9 protein-coding genes and 6 pseudogenes are annotated in these 19,854 nt (G+C 68.5%); 4 read left to right on the top strand and 11 right to left on the bottom strand.

Annotated features, from left to right (window positions below):
- Positions 1–24: 24 nt before the first annotated feature.
- The 6 genes and pseudogenes from tsaD to ACPEE0_RS05600 form a co-directional block, all read right to left on the bottom strand.
- The gene (tsaD, locus tag ACPEE0_RS05625) at positions 25–1,113 is read right to left on the bottom strand and encodes a tRNA (adenosine(37)-N6)-threonylcarbamoyltransferase complex transferase subunit TsaD (RefSeq protein ID WP_407709763.1); all 1,089 of its coding nucleotides are present in this window, start codon (positions 1,111–1,113) and stop codon (positions 25–27) included.
- A complete protein-coding gene (rimI, locus tag ACPEE0_RS05620; protein WP_052014048.1) occupies positions 1,110–1,568 on the bottom strand; it encodes a ribosomal protein S18-alanine N-acetyltransferase in 459 nt (152 codons plus the stop codon). The genes tsaD and rimI overlap by 4 nt, the downstream gene beginning before the upstream one ends.
- Position 1,569: 1 nt before the next feature.
- Positions 1,570–2,281: pseudogene (tsaB, locus tag ACPEE0_RS05615) on the bottom strand (tRNA (adenosine(37)-N6)-threonylcarbamoyltransferase complex dimerization subunit type 1 TsaB).
- Positions 2,281–2,865 (bottom strand): tRNA (adenosine(37)-N6)-threonylcarbamoyltransferase complex ATPase subunit type 1 TsaE, encoded by a 585-nt coding sequence (gene tsaE / locus ACPEE0_RS05610; RefSeq protein ID WP_424574119.1) that lies wholly within the window; start codon positions 2,863–2,865, stop codon positions 2,281–2,283. Before tsaE ends, tsaB begins: the two are co-directional and overlap by 1 nt.
- Positions 2,862–4,096 (bottom strand): annotated as a pseudogene (alr, locus tag ACPEE0_RS05605) (alanine racemase). The gene tsaE and the pseudogene alr overlap by 4 nt, the downstream one beginning before the upstream one ends.
- Before the next feature lie 109 nt (positions 4,097–4,205).
- Entirely contained in the window at positions 4,206–5,297 is a 1,092-nt protein-coding gene (locus tag ACPEE0_RS05600) for a carbohydrate kinase family protein (RefSeq protein WP_035752135.1), read from the bottom strand.
- Between the two features lie 92 nt (positions 5,298–5,389).
- Between ACPEE0_RS05600 and ACPEE0_RS05595 the strand changes: the two are divergent.
- The 4 genes and pseudogenes from ACPEE0_RS05595 (at position 5,390) to ACPEE0_RS05580 (ending at position 11,039) form a co-directional block, all read left to right on the top strand.
- Positions 5,390–6,792, top strand: a pseudogene (locus ACPEE0_RS05595) (6-phospho-beta-glucosidase).
- A gap of 97 nt (positions 6,793–6,889) precedes the next feature.
- A complete protein-coding gene (mshA, locus tag ACPEE0_RS05590; RefSeq protein ID WP_424574118.1) occupies positions 6,890–8,155 on the top strand; it encodes a D-inositol-3-phosphate glycosyltransferase in 1,266 nt (421 codons plus the stop codon).
- Positions 8,156–8,313: 158 nt separating this feature from the next.
- Positions 8,314–9,992 (top strand): annotated as a pseudogene (locus tag ACPEE0_RS05585) (formate--tetrahydrofolate ligase).
- Between the two features lie 129 nt (positions 9,993–10,121).
- Positions 10,122–11,039 (top strand): DUF559 domain-containing protein, encoded by a 918-nt coding sequence (locus ACPEE0_RS05580; RefSeq protein ID WP_424574117.1) that lies wholly within the window; start codon positions 10,122–10,124, stop codon positions 11,037–11,039.
- Positions 11,040–11,113: 74 nt separating this feature from the next.
- On the opposite strand, the gene ACPEE0_RS05575 is transcribed toward ACPEE0_RS05580, so the two are convergent.
- From ACPEE0_RS05575 to glgX, 5 genes and pseudogenes are all read right to left on the bottom strand, one after another.
- Positions 11,114–12,199 carry an inositol-3-phosphate synthase gene (locus ACPEE0_RS05575; RefSeq protein ID WP_009357035.1) on the bottom strand — a complete coding sequence of 362 codons (1,086 nt, stop codon included), beginning with the start codon at positions 12,197–12,199 and terminating at the stop codon, positions 11,114–11,116.
- Between the two features lie 150 nt (positions 12,200–12,349).
- Entirely contained in the window at positions 12,350–13,393 is a 1,044-nt protein-coding gene (gene mgrA, locus ACPEE0_RS05570; RefSeq protein WP_424574116.1) for an L-glyceraldehyde 3-phosphate reductase, read from the bottom strand.
- 102 nt (positions 13,394–13,495) lie between these two features.
- A pseudogene (gene treZ / locus ACPEE0_RS05565) lies at positions 13,496–15,262 on the bottom strand (malto-oligosyltrehalose trehalohydrolase).
- Positions 15,259–17,588 (bottom strand): annotated as a pseudogene (gene treY, locus ACPEE0_RS05560) (malto-oligosyltrehalose synthase). The pseudogenes treZ and treY overlap by 4 nt, the downstream one beginning before the upstream one ends.
- Positions 17,585–19,840 (bottom strand): glycogen debranching protein GlgX, encoded by a 2,256-nt coding sequence (glgX, locus tag ACPEE0_RS05555; RefSeq protein WP_424574115.1) that lies wholly within the window; start codon positions 19,838–19,840, stop codon positions 17,585–17,587. The pseudogene treY and the gene glgX overlap by 4 nt, the downstream one beginning before the upstream one ends.
- Between the last annotated feature and the right edge of the window lie 14 nt (positions 19,841–19,854).

Raw genomic sequence — 19,854 nt, 5'->3', positions numbered from 1 at the left:
CAACTGATAGAGCAAGTGATGCTTTTAGGCCGGGAGGGACACCGAGGTCACCGGCAGGGACGAGTCCGGGGCGAAGCCGATCCCGCTGGGGGCGATCCCCGCCATCACTAGCTGCGCGCCAAGGGCGGCCACCATGGCCCCGTTGTCCGTGCAAAGATCCAGCGGCGGCACGTGGAGCCTGATGCCGGCCGAGGCACAGCGCTGCCCGGTCAGCTCCCGGAGCCGTGAGTTGGCCGCCACCCCGCCGCCCAGCAGGACGTCCTTGATGCCGTGTTCCCGGCAGGCCAGCACGGCCTTGGACGAGATGATGTCCACCACGGCTTCCTGGAACGCTGCGGCGATGTCCGCCACCGGGATCTCCCCGCCGCGGGCCTCGAACTGCTCGACGCAGCGGGCCACGGCGGTTTTCAGGCCGCTGAAGGACCAGTCGTAGCGGTGCGGGCCCGGCTCGTCCGCGGTGCCCATGTACTTGGGCTGGCTGAGGCCGCGGGGGAAGCGGATCGCCTTGGGGTTGCCGGTGCGGGCCACCTTGTCGATGACCGGGCCGCCGGGGTAGCCCAGGCCCAGGATGCGGGCCACCTTGTCGTAGGCCTCCCCCGCTGCGTCATCGATGGTGGAGCCCAGCAGGACCACGTCGTCGGTGATGCTGTTGATTTTCAGGATCTCGGTGTGGCCGCCGGACACCAGCAGCGCGCCAAGGTTCTCCGGCAGCTGCGGCGCCTTGCCGTCCTTGCCGTCCAGCAGTCCCACACCCACGTGCGCCACCAGGTGGTTGATGGCGTACAGCGGTTTGCCCGTGGCCACGGCCAGGGCCTTGGCGGCGCAGACCCCCACCATCAGGGCGCCGGCGAGGCCGGGCCCGGAGGTGACGGCGATGGCGTCCACCTCGTGCAGGGTGACTCCGGCGTCGGACAGCGCCTGTTCCAGCGTCGGAACGAAAGCGTCCAGGTGCGCCCGGGAGGCGATCTCGGGGATGACGCCGCCGAAGCGGACGTGCTCGTCCATGGACGAGGAGACGGTGTTGGTCAGGAGGGTGGTGCCCCGGACGACGCCGACGCCGGTCTCGTCGCAGGACGACTCGATGCCCAGGACCAGTGGCTGGGTGCGGTTCATGGCTGGTTTCCTTCGTGTGTTTCCTCGTCGCCCATGAGCTGGAGCCGCATGATCAGGGCGTCGACGCCGTCGCGGTAGTAGCGGGGGCGGACGTGGATCTGCTCGAATCCGAAGCGCAGGTACAGGCGCTGCGCCCGCGGATTGTCCGCGCGCACCTCCAGGAGGACGTCCGCCGCGTTGCGGCGGCGTGCCTCGTCGATGAGGCCGGTCAGCAGTGTGCTGCCGATGCCGCGCCCCTCGTAGCCGGGTACGACGGCGATGGTCTGGACGTCCGCGATGGGCTCGATGCACATGAGCCCGGCGTAGCCCACGATGCCCTCTTCGCTTTCGGCCACGAAGTACCGGCGGGTCTCCGGCTGGGCCAGCTCGTCATAGAACATCTGCAGCGGCCACGCATCCACCGGGAAGAGGCGCTGTTCCAGGACGCTGACGGCGATCACGTCGTCTACCGTCATGTCACGCACGATGATGCCGTCCAAGCGGGGATCCGAGGCTGCGCTCACAGGGCCCTCTTTCGGGTCCGGGGACCTGGGCATCGGATTCCCGGAGGTACAGCGGCGTGGAGTCCAGGAGGCCGTTGCCGGCGGCCAGCCGGGCCAGCGCGAACTGGCCCAGGTACAGGGCGTCCGGCTGTTCCTGCACGAAATCCGGGTCCGCCTGCAGGGTGTCCGCGTAGAGTCCGGCCCCGGCGCCGAAGGCCGGCAGGTCCGGCAGGTCCGCGGCGATGCCCACGTGCGGGCCGTCCTCGAGCCGCGGCAGCTGCCCCTCAGCCAGGGTGTAGCGGGCCCAGTAGACCTCCTTGCGGCGGGCGTCCGTCACCACCAGGAATCGGCCGGGGCAGCTGTGGATTCCGCCACCTCCAGGGCCACGGCGTCCAGGCTCATCAGCCCGTGCAGCGGCTTGCCCAGACGAACGCGAGTGTGCGCGCCGTCGCGATGCCGGACCTGAGGCCGGTGAAGGGACCGGGCCCGACACCCACTACCAGGGCGTCGATGTCCTGTCCCGTGACGCCGGCTGCGGCAAGCATGTCCTCGATGCCCGGCGCCAGCACCTCGGCGTGGCTGCGGGTGTCCTCGGTGGAGAAGCTGGCCACCACGCCCTCCAGCGCGTCATCGGAGACGAGCGCGGCGCTGGCCACGGCGGAGGTATCGATTGCAAGGATCAGCATCAATTGTTCCCTTCGGCGGTGCCCAGCCCGGGCGGGGCCGGCCAGCGCGGGCCGTATCCGCGCATGACGATGGTGCGCGGCTCGTCCGTGTCGTCTGTGTCGAAGTCCAGGCCCTCCGCGGTGGAGGGTCCCGCGGCAGCCAGCCCGATGGCGCGGTGCAGGTCGATTTCCAGCCGGCTTTCGCTCAGGTGCTCCACCCGGTCGTGCCCCCATTCCACCACCGTCACGGACGAGTCCATGGTGTTCTCCAGGTCGATGTCGTCAATCTCCGCGGCCGAGCCGAGGCGGTAGGCGTCCACGTGGACCAGGTCCGGGCCGCCGGGCCGGGGGCCTTCGGGCAGGTTGGGGTGGATGCGGACCAGGACGAACGTGGGCGAGATGATGCCGGCGCGGACGCCCAGCCCCTCTCCCAGGCCCTGCGTGAAGGTGGTCTTGCCGGCACCCAGCTCGCCGGAAAGCACCAGCAGGTCCCCGGCCTCCAGCAGCCCGGCAAGGCGGGCGCCTAGCTCGTGGGTCTGGTCCGCCGTCGCCGCGGTGAAGGTCTTCTCCCAGTTGGGCAGAGTGCCCTGTTCGACGGCGGTCACGCGGCTCCCCCGGTCTGCAGGGCGGCCGCGTGCCGGCCCCCGGACGTGTCCTGTTCGTTGATGAAGCGCCGCGGCACCCGGGGGCTGATCCGGGTCACGATCTCGTAGTTGATGGTTCCGGCGGCGCGGGCCCAGTCGTCGGCGGTGGGGCCGCCGTCGTCACCGCTGCCGAACAGGACGGCTTCCGCGCCCAGCAGCGCGGCACCGGCGGGACCGGTGTCGCCAAGGTCGATCACCATCTGGTCCATCGCGATCCTGCCCACCACGGGGTAGGTATGGCCGGCCACGCGGACGGGGCCGCCGGTGGCGATGCGGGGAATGCCGTCGGCATAGCCCACCGGAATCAGAGCCAGGGTGCTGCGGCCGGTGGTGTGGTAGCGGAGGCCGTAGGAGACGCCCTGGCCGTCCGGTACCTCCTTGCACTGGGACACGCGGGTCCGGAATGTCATGGCCGGCCGGAGCCCGAGTTCCGCGGAGGTCTGGCCTTCAAAGGGTGAGAGCCCGTAAATACCCAGGCCGGTGCGGACCAGGTCGAAGTGGGTGTCCGGCCGGGACAGCGTGGCGGGGGTGTTGGCAAGGTGGCGGACCTCCGGGTCCACCCCGGCGTCCTCGGCAACGGCCAGTGCCTCGCGGAAGGCTGCCAGTTGCTGGTCCGTTTCGGGCCGGTCGGGTTCATCGGCCACGGCCAGGTGGAGAAGATGCCCACCACCCGCAGCAGGCCCTGGTCCTGGTAGTCCATGGCCTCGCCCACCAGCTGGTCCCAGGTGTCGAGCGTGGCGCCGTTGCGGCCCAGGCCCGTATCGACTTTCAGATGCACCCGGGCCGGGCGTTCCTGCTCCCGGGCGGCCGCCACAATGCGGTCCAGTTCCCAGCCGGAGCAGCCGATATCGACGCCGGCGGCCACCGCCGCGCCGAAGTTGCTGTCCACCGTGTGCAGCCAGGCAAGCAGCGGGGCGTCGATGCCGGCGGCCCGCAGCGCCAGGGCCTCGGAGATGTGCGCCACCCCCAGCCAGGAGGCGCCGGCTTCGATGGCTGCGCGGGCCACGGGAACGGCGCCGTGGCCGTACGCGTCGGCTTTGACGACTGCCATGACCTTCGCGGGGGAGGCGGCGGCAGCGAGCCGGCGGACGTTGTGCCGGATGGCGTCCAGATCGATCACGGCGGACCGCTCGTGGTGCGGGTCCGGTCCGGGGGCACCGCTGAATTCACCGGTTGTTGCGGGGTAAGTCACCTTAGTGATTCTAGTGCGGGCGGTTCCGGCCGAATAATCACGCGGACCGCGAGGGTTTCCGGAACGCGTTGGCGCGCCGGGGCACCTGCCGGTGCGCCGCCGTCGGGCGCTAAGCGTCCGAGAGGTGTGCGATGGTGGCCGCCGCCCGGCGCTGGGCAGCGAGCGGGACGTCCTGGACGATCTCCGCCAGGAACCCGAAGCGGCGCAGCCACTGGCTCATCTGCCGCTCCGGCCGCGCGTTGGCACGCTTCCACCAGTCGGCGATGTCCCCCCAGCCGGGGGCGGCGAGCGAGCCGCCCACTTCCTGCACCGCCAGCGAGGCGCACAGGTTCGCAAACCGTAGCCGGTTCCCCAGCGGCCAGCCGGCGAGGCTGCCCACGATGAACGCGGCGTCAAAGCAGTCACCGGCGCCGGTGGGATCGTAGGCCTTGACGGGGAGGGACGGCACCCACTCCTCCTCCCCCGTTTCCGAGTCCACCGCCATCGCACCCTGCGGGCCGAGCGTCACCACGGCAACCGGGACCCGGTCCGCCAGCGCGTACAGCGCCGTCCACGGATCGTCCTTGCCGGTGAAAGCCATGGCCTCCCGCTGGTTGGGCAGGAACGCGTGGAAATACTGCAGGTTCTCCAGCCGGACCGGCGCCCATTCCCCAGTGGGGTCCCAGCCGACGTCACCGAAGAGCTTGACGCCCGCCTGGTGCGCGGCCTTGGCCCAGGGCTCCACCTCCACGCCCACCTCCGCGATGCCGGCGAGCGCCGGCGGCGGCGTGCCGATCAGTTCGGAGGACGTTACCGGGGCGGCGTGGCCGTGCGTCACCATGGACCGGTCCTTTTCCACGCACAGGGAGACCGTCACCGGCGAATGCCAGCCGGGGACGCGCCGGGACAGGCTGAGGTCCACGTGTTCCTGGCTGGAGAGGATCTTCCAGTTGAAGTCCCCGTACCCGTCGTCGCCGAAGGCCGCCGCGAGGCCTGTCCGGAGTCCCAGCCGGGCCGCGGCGATGGCCTGGTTGGCAACGCCCCCGGGGCAGCTGCCCATGCCGTCGCTCCAGATTTCGGTGCCCGGTTCCGGGCCGTGCGGCAGCCCGGTGAAGATGATGTCCTGGAAGACGGTCCCGGCCAGGAGGACGTCGAACCCCGGCTCATCGGGCGACCGGACGGCAGCCAGGGGGTCGAACGGGCGGGCAGGAATGGCGTCCATGCCCGGCACGATACGCCCTGCCGCCGACATCCGGTAGGGGATGCCCGGCTTTCTGCGGTGATGCGGGAGGGCGCAGGCCTAGACTGCTGGGTATGCGGCTCCTCATTGTCGGCGGCGGCGGGTTCCGGGTGCCGCTGATCTACCGGGCACTGGCTTCCGGCCGTTTCGCCGGGCTGGTCAGCGAACTGGTTCTCTACGACGTCGACCCCTCCCGCCTGGCCGCCGTCACCGCCGTGCTCCGCAGCATGCCCGGACCGGGGCAGGCCCTCCGGTCCGTGCCACCACCAGCCTGCCGGACGCGTTGGCCGGAACGCAGATGGTGTTCGCGGCGGTCCGGCCGGGCGGCACCGCGGGCCGGGTGGCGGATGAGAAGGTGGCCCAGGACCTCGGGCTGCTGGGCCAGGAGACCACGGGCGCCGGCGGCATCTCCTACGCCCTGCGCACCATTCCGCACATGCTCGGGCTGGCCCGGCAGATGAGGGAACACAGCCCGGAGGCCTGGCTGATCAACTTCACCAACCCGGCCGGCATGGTCACCGAAGCGCTGGTTCCGGTGCTCGGTTCCAGGGTCATCGGAATCTGCGATTCGGCGGGCGGGCTGGTGCAGCGGGCGGCGCGGGCTGCTGGCGTGGCGCTGCCGGATGGCCGGCTCGACGGCGTGGGCTACTACGGGCTGAACCACCTGGGCTGGCTGTACCGGCTGGAGTCCGGCGGCCGCGACGTCCTGCCTGGCCTGCTCGCTGATCCCCGGGCGCTGCAGTCCTTCGAGGAGGGCCGGCTTTTTCCGCAGCCCTTCCTGGCCGGGCTGGGCGCGCTTCCCAACGAGTACCTCTACTACTATTACCGGCTGGACGACGCGCGGCGGGCGATGCGGGCCATGCCCGTCACGCGCGGGGAGTCCATCCACCTGCAGCAGCAGGAGCTGTATCCGCGGCTGGCTGCCGCCGGCACTGATGCGTACCGGCTGTGGGAAGAGGCGCGCCGCTCGCGCGAGGAGGGCTACCTGGCCGAGGCCCGGGCTAATGGCGAACAGCGGGACGAGGATGACCTGGCCGGCGGCGGCTATGAGCGCGTTGCGCTGGCAGCAATGCGCGCCCTGTCCGGCGCCGGGGACACCCAGCTGATCCTGAACACGCGCAACTCCGTGCCCGCCGCTTCCAACGCCGCTACGGCTGAAGCACCCGCTGCCCGTGCCGCCATTTCCGGGCTGCCGGCGGACGCCGTCGTCGAACTTCCCTGCACGGTGACCCCCGACGGCGCGCTGCCGCTGGCCCAGGCGGAACCGGGGAAAGAGCAGCTGGGGCTGCTCCGCCGGGTCAAGGAGGTGGAACGGCTCACGGTCCTGGCGGCAACGGAGGGCACCCGGGACGCTGCCCTGGCGGCGTTCGCGCGTCATCCCCTGGTTGATTCGCCGGACCTGGCCTCGGATCTGCTCGCCGGGTACGAACACGCCTTTCCTGCGCTGCGGAAATTGTGGGGCGGGGGCGCCGCCTGACACACAACGGCGGGCGTTAAGGGTAGGGAGTAGTGTTTTATCGAACGCCCAATGATCCGGCGCGCACAGTACGAGCCGGCGGCCGGAAGGAGGTCCCGTGGCATTGATCCGCAGGGTCGCTTTACTCTCCCTCCACACCTCCCCCATGGAGCAGCCGGGGTCCGGTGACGCGGGCGGCATGAACGTCTACATCCGCGAACTCGCGTCCGCCCTCGCCGAGGCAGGCGTTGAGGTGGAGATCTTCACCCGAGCCACCTCCGCAGGCCAGCCCGCCGTCGAGCACCCCGATCCCGGTGTCTGCGTGCACAACGTCCTGGCCGGGCCGCCCCGGAAGATTCCCAAGGAGGAACTTCCCGGACTCCTGCACCAGATGGTGGCCGAGATCGAACAGATCCGCCGCCGGCAGCCGCACGGCCGGTATGACGTCATCCACTCCCACTACTGGGTGTCCGGGATCGCCGGCCTGGAGCTGTCCGAGCTGTGGGGCGTTCCGCTGGTCCACACCATGCACACCATGGCCAAGGTGAAGAACCTGCTGCTGGAGTCCGGCGAGCAGCCCGAGCCGCGGCGGCGCGAGCTGGGCGAGCACCGGATTGTGGACGGGGCGGCGCGGCTGATCGCCAACACCAGTTCCGAGGCCGCGGAACTGGTGTCCCACTACGGCGCCACGTACGACCGGATCGACATCGCCCCGCCCGGCGTTGATCTGGGCACCTTCACGCCGGCGTTCCGGGCCCGGTCCCGGGCCAACCGGGGCATCGGTCCCGGCACCTTCCACCTCCTGTTCGCCGGCCGCATCCAGCGGCTGAAGGGCCCCCATGTCCTGGTCAAGGCCGCGGCCTTGCTGCGGCACCGGCGCCCGGACATCGACCTGCGGCTCACCATCCTGGGCTCCCTGAGCGGGAACAAGGAGTTCAACCTGCGCCGGTGGATCTCCGAAGCGGGAATGGACGACGTCGTCACGCAGCTTCCGCCGGTCAAGGCACCGGAGCTTGCTGAATGGTTCCGGGCGGCGGACGTTGTGGTGATGCCGTCCTTCAGCGAATCCTTCGGCCTGGTGGCGCTGGAAGCCCAGGCCTGCGGCACTCCGGTGGTGGCCACCCGGGTGGGCGGGCTCTCCCGGGCAATCTTCCACGGCCGCACCGGGCTGCTCGTTGACGGGCACCATGCCGCGGACTGGGCCGACGCCCTGGAGACCCTCTACGACGATCCCGCCACCCGGGAGGACATGGGGCGGGCCGCCGCCATCCGCGCCCAGAACTCCGGCTGGTCCCGCACCGCCGCCATCACGCTCGAAAGCTACCACGCCGCCGTCGAGCATCACGTGGGGCACCGGCTGGCGCCGGCCGTCCCGGCGTCCTGAGCTACCCCGGCGTCCTCGCGGGCACGGCGTCCTGACGGGCCCGGCGTCCTGAGGGACCTGGCGTCGTAAGGGGCCCGGCGTCCTGAGGGACCCCGGCGCGGCCGGGGCTTGGGCCGGCGTTCCCGGGGTACGTTACCTGTGACGCACAGGAAAGGACGATGATGTCTGGCTTCCCCTCCGACCTTGAAATAGCACGCGCCGCGCGGATCCGGCCGATTCCGGAAATAGCTGCCGCCGCGGGGATCAACGCCGACGCGGTGGAGCTCTACGGCCGGTTCAAAGCGAAGATCGACCCCGCCCGGCTGGACGCCCCGCCGCCGGCCGGGAAGGTGGTGCTGGTTTCGGCCATGTCCCCCACCCCCGCGGGCGAGGGGAAATCCACCACCACTGTCGGCCTCGCCGACTCGTTGGCCCGGGCCGGGCACAAAGTGATGATCGCGCTCCGGGAACCGTCGCTGGGACCCGTCCTGGGCATGAAGGGCGGCGCCACCGGCGGCGGGCTGTCCCAGGTCCTGCCCATGGATGAGATCAACCTGCACTTCACTGGCGACTTCCACGCGATCACGTCGGCCAACAACGCCCTGATGGCGCTGGTGGACAACCACATCTACCAGGGCAACGCCTTGAACATCGATCCCCGGCGGATGACCTTCAAACGGGTCCTGGACATGAACGACCGGGCTTTGCGTGAAGTGGTGATCGGACTCGGCGGGCCCTCCAGGGGGTTCCCCGGCAGGACGGTTTCGACATCACCGTGGCGTCCGAGATCATGGCCGTCTTCTGCCTGGCCTCGGACCTCACCGACCTCCGCGGGCGCCTGGGCAGGATCACGTTCGGCTATACCTACGACCGCGCTCCCGTGACCGTGGCCGACCTCGGCGTGCAGGGGGCACTCACACTGCTCCTGAAGGAAGCCATCAAGCCCAACCTGGTGCAGACCATCGCCGGCACGCCGGCCCTGGTCCACGGTGGTCCGTTTGCCAACATTGCGCACGGCTGCAACTCGCTCATCGCCACCCAGACTGCCCGGCGGCTGGCGGACATCGTGGTGACCGAGGCCGGCTTCGGCGCCGACCTGGGCGCCGAGAAGTTCATGGACATCAAGGCGCGGACCGCTGGTTTGGCACCGTCCGCCGTCGTGGTGGTGGCCACAGTGCGGGCGCTGAAGATGCAGGACGGGATGGCCAAGGACCAGCTGACCCGTTTGGACCTCGCAGCGCTCGAGGCCGGAGTGCCCAACCTGCGCCGGCATCTGCGGAACGTGGAGAAGTTCGGCGTTACTCCCATCGTGGCCATCAACAAATTCGGCCTTGATTCACAGGAGGAGCTGGACTGGCTGCTGGCGTGGTGCGCTGCCGAGGGGGTGCACGCTGCTGTCGCTGATGTGTGGGGGCGCGGCGGTGGCGGGGACGGCGGGGACGAGCTCGCGGCCCTCGTCGCACGCGTGGTGGCGGGGCCGAACAATTTCCGGCACCTGTACCCGCTGGAGCTGTCTGTGGAGGACAAGATCCGGACCATCGTGCAGGAGATCTACGGGGCGGACGGCGTCGACTTTTCCGTGCCGGCCCTGAAGCGGCTGGCCGACATCGAGCGGAACGGCTGGTCCGGGCTGCCGGTGTGCATGGCGAAGACCCAGTACTCCTTCACCGACGACGCCTCCCGGCTCGGCGCCCCGAAGGGTTTCACCATCCACGTGCGTGACCTGCTGCCCAAGACCGGCGCGGGTTTCATTGTGGCGCTCACGGGTGCGGTGATGACCATGCCCGGCCTCCCGGCCGTCCCCGCGGCCCTGCGCATGGACGTGGACGACGCCGGCAACCCGGTCGGCCTCACCTAACCCCGCCTCCCCCGTTGCTCTATCAGTTGTGGTCCCTAAAGCAGGGGTTTGGGGACCACAACTGATAGAGCAACAGGGGGTGTGGATAAGTTCTGCGAGGGTTGGCCGCCCCGGGTAAGAATGTTTCGCATGCGCCCCGTGCAACCGTTACCCGTTCACCTCAGGTCTGCTCCGTTCACTGTCCTCGAGGCGCGTGCGGCGAGCCTGAGCCCAGGGAGGCTCCGCTCATCGGACCTCGCATCCGGTGGACGTCTGCTGTATATGCCGTCGGGTTGGGAGTTTGAGTTGCCTGCCATGGCGCGGGCCCTGTCGGCTGCGACCCCCGGTGCCTGGATTTCCCACCTCACCGCAGCTGTCCTTTTCGGTTTGTGGCTTCCTGCCTGGTTTCAGGACTGCCGTGAGCTGCACCTGAGCAAGCCCAGAGCACTGCCACCAGTGCGCCGTGAGGGCGTGGTGGGCCATACCGTACTTGCTTTCGCGGACGAGGTGGTGTTCTGGGAGGGCACTTGGATTTCCACTCCAGCGCGAACGTGGCTTGACCTGGCCCGGCTTGTTCCGCTTGAGGACCTTGTTGCTGTCGGTGACCAATTGGTTCGCCAGCCGCGGCCCGGATTGGAAGTACGGGCGGAGCCTTGGTCCAGTCTTCCGGAGCTGCAGCGGATGCTGACCCGGCACCCGAAGCTGCAGGGCATCGTCAAGGCACGCGCCGCCGTCCACCTTATTCGCGCTGGCGCGGACTCTGCCCCTGAGACGTTTTTGCGGCTGGCTCTGACGGAGGCGGGACTGCCGGAGCCCGAATTGCAGATGCGTATCGTGCAGGATGACCCCTATTCACCTGCCGCCGATATGGGTTACCGCCGGCAGCGCGTTGCCATACAGTACGACGGCGGCCATCACCTGACACGGGAACAGCAGTCACGCGACAATCGGCGGGATGCATATTTTCACTCAGCCGGGTGGAAGTACTTCAAGTTCAATGCCGACGACCTGGCCCAGAACTTCCGCCGTGCCGTAGGGCAGGTCCGCGCCGCCCTCCGCGAGCCTTAAACAGCGTTGCTCTATCACTCTTGGTCCCCAAACCGGGGTTTTAGGGACCAAAAGTGATAGAGCAACGGAAGGGGTTAGCGCTCCAGGTCGCCGCGGATGAAGGCTTCCACCTTTTCGCGGGCGAGGTCGTCGTTGAACTGCTCCGGCGGCGACTTCATGAAGTAGCTCGAGGCGGAGAGCAGCGGACCGCCGATGCCGCGGTCCAGGCCGATCTTGGCGGCGCGGATGGCGTCGATGATCACGCCGGCGGAGTTGGGCGAGTCCCAGACCTCCAGCTTGTACTCCAGCGAGACGGGGGCGTCACCGAAGTTGCGGCCCTCGAGGCGGACGAAAGCCCACTTGCGGTCGTCGAGCCACTGGACGTAGTCGGACGGTCCGATGTGGACGTCCTTCGCTGCCAGCTCGGCCTCGACGTTGGAGGTGACGGCCTGGGTCTTCGAGATCTTCTTGGACTCCAGGCGGTCGCGTTCCAGCATGTTCTTGAAGTCCATGTTGCCGCCGACGTTCAGCTGGTACGTGCGGTCCAGGGTGACGCCGCGGTCCTCGAACAGCTTGGCCATGACGCGGTGCGTGATGGTGGCACCGATCTGGCTCTTGATGTCGTCACCCACGATCGGCACACCGGCAGCGGTGAACTTGTCAGCCCACTCCTTGGTGCCGGCGATGAAGACGGGCAGGGCGTTGACGAAGGCGACGCCGGCGTCGATGGCAGCCTGGGCGTAGAACTCGGCAGCATCCTGGGAACCGACGGGCAGGTAGCAGACCAGGACGTCAACCTTGGCGTCCTTGAGGGCCTGGACCACGTCCACGGGCTCTTCGGTGGACTCCTCAATGGTCTCGAGGTAGTACTTGCCCAGGCCGTCCAGGGTGTGGCCGCGCTGGACGGTAACGCCGGTGGGCGGCACGTCGGCGATCTTGATGGTGTTGTTTTCGCTGGCCAGGATGGCGTCGGCCAGGTCGTGCCCGACCTTCTTGCCGTCGACGTCGAACGCGGCGACGAATTCAACATCACCCACGTGGTACTGGCCGAACTCAACGTGCATCAGGCCCGGGATGGTGGTGTTGGGGTCGGCATCCTTGTAGTACTGGACGCCCTGGACCAGCGAAGCGGCGCAGTTGCCTACGCCGACGATGGCAACACGGATCGGATGTGAAGACACGGAACTCCTTTGAGGACAAAACGTCAGCCGGCCGGGGTGCGTCGGGGAGGATCGCGACGGCGGCCGGCTGGTACGGCGCCGCGCGGCGCCTTTTCATAGTACCCAACAGCGCGGGACGGGGCATTGTTCCCCCGTCCCGCGCTTCAACAATCAGGAAACCGGCTGCTTCCACAGGTTGATGTCCGATTCGACGGCAAATTCGTCGATCGCTGTCAGCTCCTCGGACGTAAAGTCCAGGTCGTCGATGGCGGCCAGTGAGTCCTCCAGCTGGCGGACGCTGGACGCGCCGATGAGCGCAGACGTGACCGGGGAGCCCTTGGGCTGGTCGCGCAGGATCCAGGCGATGGCCATCTGCGCCAGGGACTGTCCCCGGCCTTCGGCGATGGCGTGGAGCCCGCGGATCCGGTCCAGTTTCTCGTCAGTGATGGCATCCTCCGACAGGAAGCGGGCCTTGGCTGCGCGGGAGTCGGCGGGAATGCCGTTGAGGTACCGGTTGGTCAGCATGCCCTGGGCCAGGGGCGAGAAGGCAATGGACCCGGCGCCCACCTGGTCGAGGACCTCGTACAGGTTGGGCGAACCGTCCTCGGTCCAGCGGTTCAGCATGGAGTAGCTGGGCTGATGGATCAGCAGCGGCGTCCCCAGTTCCTTCAGGATCCGTGCGGCCTCGATGGTCTGCTCCGGCGTGTAGGAGGAGATACCGGCGTAGAGGGCCTTTCCGGAGCGGACGGCGTGGTCCAGGGCCCCCATGGTCTCCTCCATCGGGGTTTCCGGATCGGGCCGGTGGCTGTAGAAGATGTCCACGTAGTCCAGGCCCATCCGCTGCAGGGACTGGTCCAGGCTGGAGATGAGGTATTTGCGGGACCCCCATTCGCCGTAGGGCCCGGGCCACATGTAGTACCCGGCCTTGGTGGAGATGACCAGCTCGTCACGGTAGGGCTTGAAGTCGTCCTGCAGGTGCCGGCCGAAGTTGGTCTCGGCGGAGCCGTCCGGCGGGCCGTAGTTGTTGGCAAGGTCGAAGTGGTTGACGCCGAGGTCGAACGCGCGGCGGAGGATGGCGCGCTGTTCGTCAAAGCGCTTGTCGTCAACGAAGTTGTGCCACAGGCCCAGCGAGATGGCTGGAAGCTTCAGGCCGCTGCGGCCGACGCGTCGGTAGGGCATGGAATCGTAGCGGTCCCCCGCTGCAGAAAAAGTCATACATTCCATCCTGCCAGCTGTGACCCCGGTAACAGGACAACGATGGAAAGTTACGCCGCGGGCTGACAACAGCCGGCCCGCGGCGCCACTTCAGTCCATCACTCAGGACTTCAGGATTGCTGCGCTCCACGGCGCCAGGGCCAGAGCCTCGCCCTCCAGGCCGGTCGCCTCATCCGTGGCCAGCAGGACGGACCCGGCGGCGCCGTCCAGCCGGATCTTGGCGTCGGAGAAGTTGATCAGCACCTCGACGCTGCCGCGGCGGAACCGCAGCCAGCGCTCGTCGTCGTCGAACGCCACATCCGTTTCCGTGAACCCCAGCCCGGCCAGCTCGGTATGCTGGCGCCGCAGGGCGGTCAGCTGCCGGTACAGGTCCAGCAGCCGCGAGTGGTCGCCGGTGGCGGCCTCGTCCCAGTCCAGCCTGGACCGGCGGAAGGTTTCCGGATCCTGGGGATCGGGCACGACGGCGGGATCCCACCCATGCGCTCGAACTCCCTGATGCGCCCTTCCGCGGTGGCCTTGCCGAGCTCGGGTTCCGGGTGCGACGTGAAGAACTGCCACGGCGTGGAGGCACCCCATTCCTCCCCCATGAACAGCATGGGGGTGAACGGCGAGGTGAGCGTGAGCACGGCGGCCACAGCCAGCTGCCCGTAGGACAGCGACTGCGAGAGCCTGTCCCCCGTGGCCCGGTTGCCGATCTGGTCGTGGTTCTGGTTGCAGACCACCAGCGCCGCGGGGTGCACCAGTGCGGTGTTGATGGGCCTGCCGTGGTGCCGGCCGCGGAAGCTGGAGTAGCTGCCGTCGTGCAGGAACCCGTCCTTCAGCACCTTGGCGAGCACGGCCAGGGAGTCGAAGTCGGAGTAGTACCCGGTGGTTTCGCCGCTGACGTTCACGTGGACGGCGTGGTGGAAGTCGTCGCTCCACTGCCCCGCCAGCCCGTAGCCGTTGGCATCCCGCGGGTAGAGCAGGCGCGGGTTGTTCAGGTCCGATTCGGCGATGAGCGTCTTGGGCAGCCCCGTTTCCGCGGCCACGGCATCGCCCAGGGCGCCGAGTTCCTCGAGGAGGTGCACGGCGCGCTCGTCCCGGAAGGCGTGCACGGCGTCCAGTCGGAGCCCGTCCACGTGGTAGTCCCGCAGCCACAGGGCGGCGTTCTCCAAAATGTATTCGCGCACCACGTCCGAGCCGGCACCGTCCAGGTTCAGGGAATCGCCCCAGGTGTTGGCGTCCCCCTGCTTCAGGTAGGGGCCGAACTTGGGCAGGTAGTTGCCGCTGGGTCCGAGGTGGTTGTAGACCACGTCCTGGATGACGCCCAGCCCGGCCGCGTGGGCGGCGTCCACGAACCGCTGGTACGCGGCCGGCCCGCCGTAGCCCTCGTGGACGGAGTACCACTGCACGCCGTCGTAGCCCCAGTTGTGGGTTCCGTTGAACCCGTTGACGGGCAGCAGTTCCACGAAGTCGATGCCCAGCCCGGCCAGGTAGCCCAGCTTTTCCGCCGCGGCGTCCAGGGTCCCGGCAGGCGTGAAGGTGCCCACGTGGAGCTCGTAGATTACCGAGCCTGTCAGGTCCTTGCCGCGCCAGCCGGAGTCCTGCCAGGCGTAGGAGGCGGGATCGATGTCCTGGACAGCTCATGGACGCCCGACGGCAGCCGGCGGGACCGGGGGTCGGGCAGGGGCTTGCTGTCCCCGTCCAGCAGGTAGCCGTAGTCCACCTCGCCCTGGGCGGGGCGCCGGGGGCGGTCCACCACCCTCCGGAGCCGGGCGCCGTCTCCTTTTTCTGCATCGCGTACTCCCGGCCATCGGCCAGCAGGACCACGGACCCGGCCTCCGGCGCCCACACATCGAAGCGTTCGGGACCGTCATTGACGAGGGTCATGCCTTCTCTCCATCCACCGGAACCAGCAAAGCCACGGGGTAGGTACCCAGGACATCCGCCACCAAAACGGGTCCGGGCCCGAAGGCGGTGCCGGTGAGTTCGTCACGCATCGGAGCGCGAAGTTCGACGGCGGTGTCCCGCCAGCCGCCGCCGGCTTCCAGTCCGGCGGGAAGCCGGGTGGCCAGGGTCACCGCTCCGGGCGACGTTTCCGACGTGCCGCGGGAAAACGCCAGCAGATGGCGGGCTGCGGCGCCGGAGGCAGTCACCGGGGTGTAGCCCTGGAACAGTTCCGGCCGGTCCCTGCGCAGGCGGAGTGCCCGCGCGGTGGCCAGGAGCTTGCTGGCTTCCGTCCCGGCGTCCGGCAACGTCCCGCCGTCGATCCTTGCCAGTTCTTCGCGGCGGAGCGCAAAGTCGACGGGCCGCCGGTTGTCCGGGTCCGTCAAGGACCGCTCCCAGAACTCGCTGCCCTGGTAGACGTCCGGCACGCCGGGCATGGTGAGCTGGACGAGTTTTGCCGACAGTGAGTTGGAGGCGGCATAGGCGTCGATCCGCGCCACGAACTCCGCCACGGCCTGGTTGACCCGGGGGTTATCGAACGCCGCGTCCACGGCCGCCTTCACCGCGGACTCAAAGTCCTCGTTGGGCTCCGTCCACGTGGTGGAGTTGCCGGCCTCGCGGGCGGCCTTTTCGGCGTACCCCTGGAGCCGTTCCCGGCTGGCGGGCCAGGCGCCGACGATGGCCTGCCAGAGCAGGTTCTCGTACGGGCCGTCCGGCACCGGCGCCAGCTCGCGCAGGGTGTCCAGCGTGGCGGTCCACTCCTGCGGCAGCTCGGCGATCACGGAGATCCGGGCCCGCGCGTCCTCGCTGCGCTTGGTGTCGTGCGTGGACATGGTGGTCATCGACAGCGGCAGGTCCTGCTGCCGACGGCGCATCCGGTGGTGGAATTCGTCCGGCGTAACCGCGAACTCGGTGGGTTCGGCACCCACCTCGGTCAGGGTTCCCAAACGGGTGTAGCGGTAGAACGCGGTGTCCTCCACGCCCTTGGCCATCACCATGCCGGAGGTCTGCTGGAACCGGACCGCAATCGGGTTTGAGGGGTCCAGCAGCAGCGGCAGGAGGGTTCCCACGGCAACGGCGAGATCCGGCCGGTGTTCGGCCGCGGACTCGCACGCTTCCTTGAGGACCTCGGCGCCGGTGGGCAGGTAGGTGCGGTAGACCGGGAAGGAGGCGATGATCTCCGCGATGGCATCCGCCGCCTGGTCCTGGGCAGGCCGTAGGATTCCGGCACCAGCCGGGCCAGGCGCAGCACCTCGGAACGCAGGATGCCGTCGGCGATCATGCGCTTGGTTCCGCGGATCATCCGGGCATAGTCTGCCGGTTCCGGTGCCCCGCGCAGGTCCGCGTCCAGCCGGTCCAGCGCAGATTGCCCGGCGGGGTCCACAAACACGCGGTCCACGTCAGCCAGGGCGTCGTAGCCGGTGGTGCCTTCGCAGGCGAAGTCGCCGGGCAGGACCTCGCCCGGCTCAAGGATTTTCTCCACCAGGACATAAGCCCCACCGGTCAGGTCCTTGAGCCAGCGGAGGTACCCGGCCGGATCGGCCAGCCCGTCCGGGTGGTCCACCCGGAGTCCGTCCACCAGTCCCTCACGGAACCAGCGGCCCACCTCGGCATGGGCTTCCTCGAAGACCTTGGGGTCCTCGACCCGGATGCCCGCCAGGGTGGTGACGGCGAAGAAGCGGCGGTAGTTGAGCTCGGCATCCGCGCGGCGCCAGCCCATCAGCTCGTAGTGCTGCCGGCTGTGGACCTCCTGCGGGGAGTCGCCCTCCGTGTAGGTGCCCGGAGCAAGCGGGAAGCGGTGGTCGTAGTAGCGGAGCTCGCCGTCCACCACTTCCAGCTCGTCCAGGTCCTCATCAGAACCGAGCATGGGCAGCCGGATCTTGCCGCCGCCGAGGTCCCAGTCGACGTCGAACGCTTCCGCGTACGGTGAGCCGCGGCCCTCCCGGAGCAGCGACCACCACCAGGGGTTCTGCGGCGGTGAGGCAACCCCCACGTGGTTGGGCACGATGTCCACCAGGACGCCCATGCCGTGCTCGCGGGCCGCCGTGGACAGTGCCAGCAGTCCCTCCGGGCCGCCGCGGGCGGGGTCGACGGCGGACGGGTCGGTCACGTCGTAGCCGTGGTCCGAGCCCTGCTCCGCGGTGAGGATGGGTGAAAGGTACACCCAGTCCACACCCAGCGATTTCAGGTACGGAACCTGCTCGGCGGCATCAAACAGCGTGAAACTGCTGCGGATCTGCAGCCGGTACGTGGATGCGGGGGCCCTCACTTTGTCGCAGCCTTCCGCTCCCCCACCTTGGTGGTCTTTCCGGGTTCCGCCACGGCGGGGGTGCTGATGGTTTCCGTCTCGCTGCTGGACGTCTGGGTCAGCGCGGCCAGGGATGCGGCTACGGAGTGGTCCGGCTCGACTTCCTCAACGGTGTGGGCGCGCAGGACAACCAGGGACTTGGCTTCAACCGGCAGCGGCTGCCCGGCCGGAACCGGTTCAGTGTCGGCGTTCTGCCCGGCAGTGTCAATGATGATGTCCCAGGCCGGCGCGTACTCGTCGGACGGCAGCGTGAACTTAACAGTGTCATCGTGGGCGTTGAAGAACAGCAGGAAGCTCACGTCGGTGATCCTGCGTCCACGGGTGTCCTTGCCCTGGATGCCGTCCCCGTTCAGGAAGACGCCCACGGAGCGGCCGAACCCGCTGTCCCAGGCCTCGGGTTTCATCGTTTCGCCGGAGGGGTCCAGCCATACGATGTCCGGCAGCCGTTCGCCTTCTCCCCGCAGGACGGGCCGTCCGTCGAAGAACCGGCTGCGGCGGAAGGTGGGATGCTTGGCGCGGAGCGCGTTCACTGCGGCAGTGAACTCGATCAGCGGCTGGTCGATGCTGTCCCAGTTGATCCAGGTCAGCTCGGAGTCCTGGCAGTAGCCGTTGTTGTTGCCCTTCTGGGTGCGGCCCAGCTCGTCACCGTGCAGGAGCATGGGCACGCCCTGGGACAGGAGCAGCGAGGCGATGAAGTTCCGTTGCTGGCGCGCACGCAGCGCCAGCACCTTCGGATCGTCCGTGGGACCTTCGGCACCGCAGTTCCAGGACCGGTTGTGGGACTCGCCGTCGTTGTTGCCCTCGCCGTTGGCCTCGTTGTGCTTCTCGTTGTAGGACACCAGGTCCGCGAGCGTGAAGCCGTCGTGGGCCGTGACGAAGTTAATGGAGGCGACAGGGCGGCGGCCGGAGTGCTCGTAGAGGTCCGCCGACCCGGTGATGCGGGAGGCGAACTCGCCAAGCGTGGCGGGCTCGCCGCGCCAGAAGTCGCGGACGGTGTCGCGGTACTTCCCGTTCCATTCAGTCCACTGTGGCGGGAAGTTGCCCACCTGGTAGCCGCCGGGTCCAACGTCCCAGGGCTCGGCGATGAGCTTGACCTGGGAAACTACCGGGTCCTGCTGGATGAGTTCGAAGAAGGTGGACAGCTTGTCCACGTCATAGAATTCGCGGGCCAGGGTGGAAGCGAGGTCGAAGCGGAAGCCGTCAACGTGCATCTCGGTGACCCAGTAGCGCAGCGAGTCCATGATCAGCTGCAGGGAGTGCGGGTGCCGGACGTTCAGCGAGTTGCCGGTTCCGGTGTAGTCCATGTAGTGCTTTTCGTCGCCCTCCATCAACCGGTAGTAGGCGGCGTTGTCGATGCCCTTGAAGGACAGCGCGGGGCCCAGGTGGTTGCCTTCGGCGGTGTGGTTGTAGACCACGTCAAGGATGACTTCGATGCCCGCCTTGTGCAGCGAGCGGACCATGGCCTTGAAGTCCTGGACCTGCATGCCGGTATCGCCGGTGGAGCTGTAGGTGTTCTGGGGCGCGAAGAAGCCGATGGTGTTGTAGCCCCAGTAGTTGTTCAGGCCCTTGTCCTCAAGGGTGCCGTCATTGACGAACTGGTGGACCGGCATGAGCTCGATGGCGGTCACGCCGAGCTTCTGCAGGTGGGAGATGACGGCGGGATGCGCCACGCCGGCGTAGGTTCCGCGCTGTTCCTCGGGCACGTCCGGGTGCAGCTGGGTGAGGCCCTTGACATGGGCCTCGTAGATGACGGACTGGTGGTAGGGGATGCGCAGCTGCTGGTCGCCCTCCCAGTCGAAGAACGGGTTGATGACGACGCCCATCATCATGTGCTTGGCGGAATCCGCGTTATTGATGGAGTCAGGCTCGCCCAGGTTGTATGTGAACAGCGCCGGGTCCCAGTCGATCTGGCCGTGGATGGCCTTGGCGTAGGGGTCCAGCAGGAGCTTGTTCGGGTTGAACCGGTTGCCCGAGGCGGGGTCGTAGGTTCCGTGCACGCGGTAGCCGTACTTCTGGCCGGGCTGGACCTGCGGGATGTAGCAGTGCCAGACGTAGCCGTCCACTTCGTCCAGCGTGATGCGGGTTTCCTTGCCGTCGTCGTCGAAGAGGCACAGTTCCACTTTTTCTGCTCGTTCGCTGAACAGGGCGAAGTTGGTGCCGGTGCCGTTGTAGGTGGCGCCAAGCGGATAAGCCGATCCAGGCCAGACTTCCATAATGCTCCTCATCG

The organism is Arthrobacter sp. SD76 (assembly GCF_049726125.1).
Taxonomy (GTDB): domain Bacteria; phylum Actinomycetota; class Actinomycetes; order Actinomycetales; family Micrococcaceae; genus Arthrobacter; species Arthrobacter nitrophenolicus.
This window is presented reverse-complemented; position numbering and strand designations above follow the sequence as displayed.

Bases quoted from the DNA above. Each gene is read 5' to 3' on its own strand.
- mgrA (WP_424574116.1), bottom strand. From the start codon at position 13,393: ATGACTTTTTCTGCAGCGGGGGACCGCTACGATTCCATGCCCTACCGA.
- glgX (WP_424574115.1), bottom strand. From the start codon at position 19,840: ATGGAAGTCTGGCCTGGATCGGCTTATCCGCTTGGCGCCACCTACAAC.
- ACPEE0_RS05580 (WP_424574117.1), top strand. From the start codon at position 10,122: ATGCGCCCCGTGCAACCGTTACCCGTTCACCTCAGGTCTGCTCCGTTC.
- rimI (WP_052014048.1), bottom strand. From the start codon at position 1,568: ATGACGGTAGACGACGTGATCGCCGTCAGCGTCCTGGAACAGCGCCTC.
- ACPEE0_RS05600 (WP_035752135.1), bottom strand. From the start codon at position 5,297: ATGGACGCCATTCCTGCCCGCCCGTTCGACCCCCTGGCTGCCGTCCGG.
- tsaD (WP_407709763.1), bottom strand. From the start codon at position 1,113: ATGAACCGCACCCAGCCACTGGTCCTGGGCATCGAGTCGTCCTGCGAC.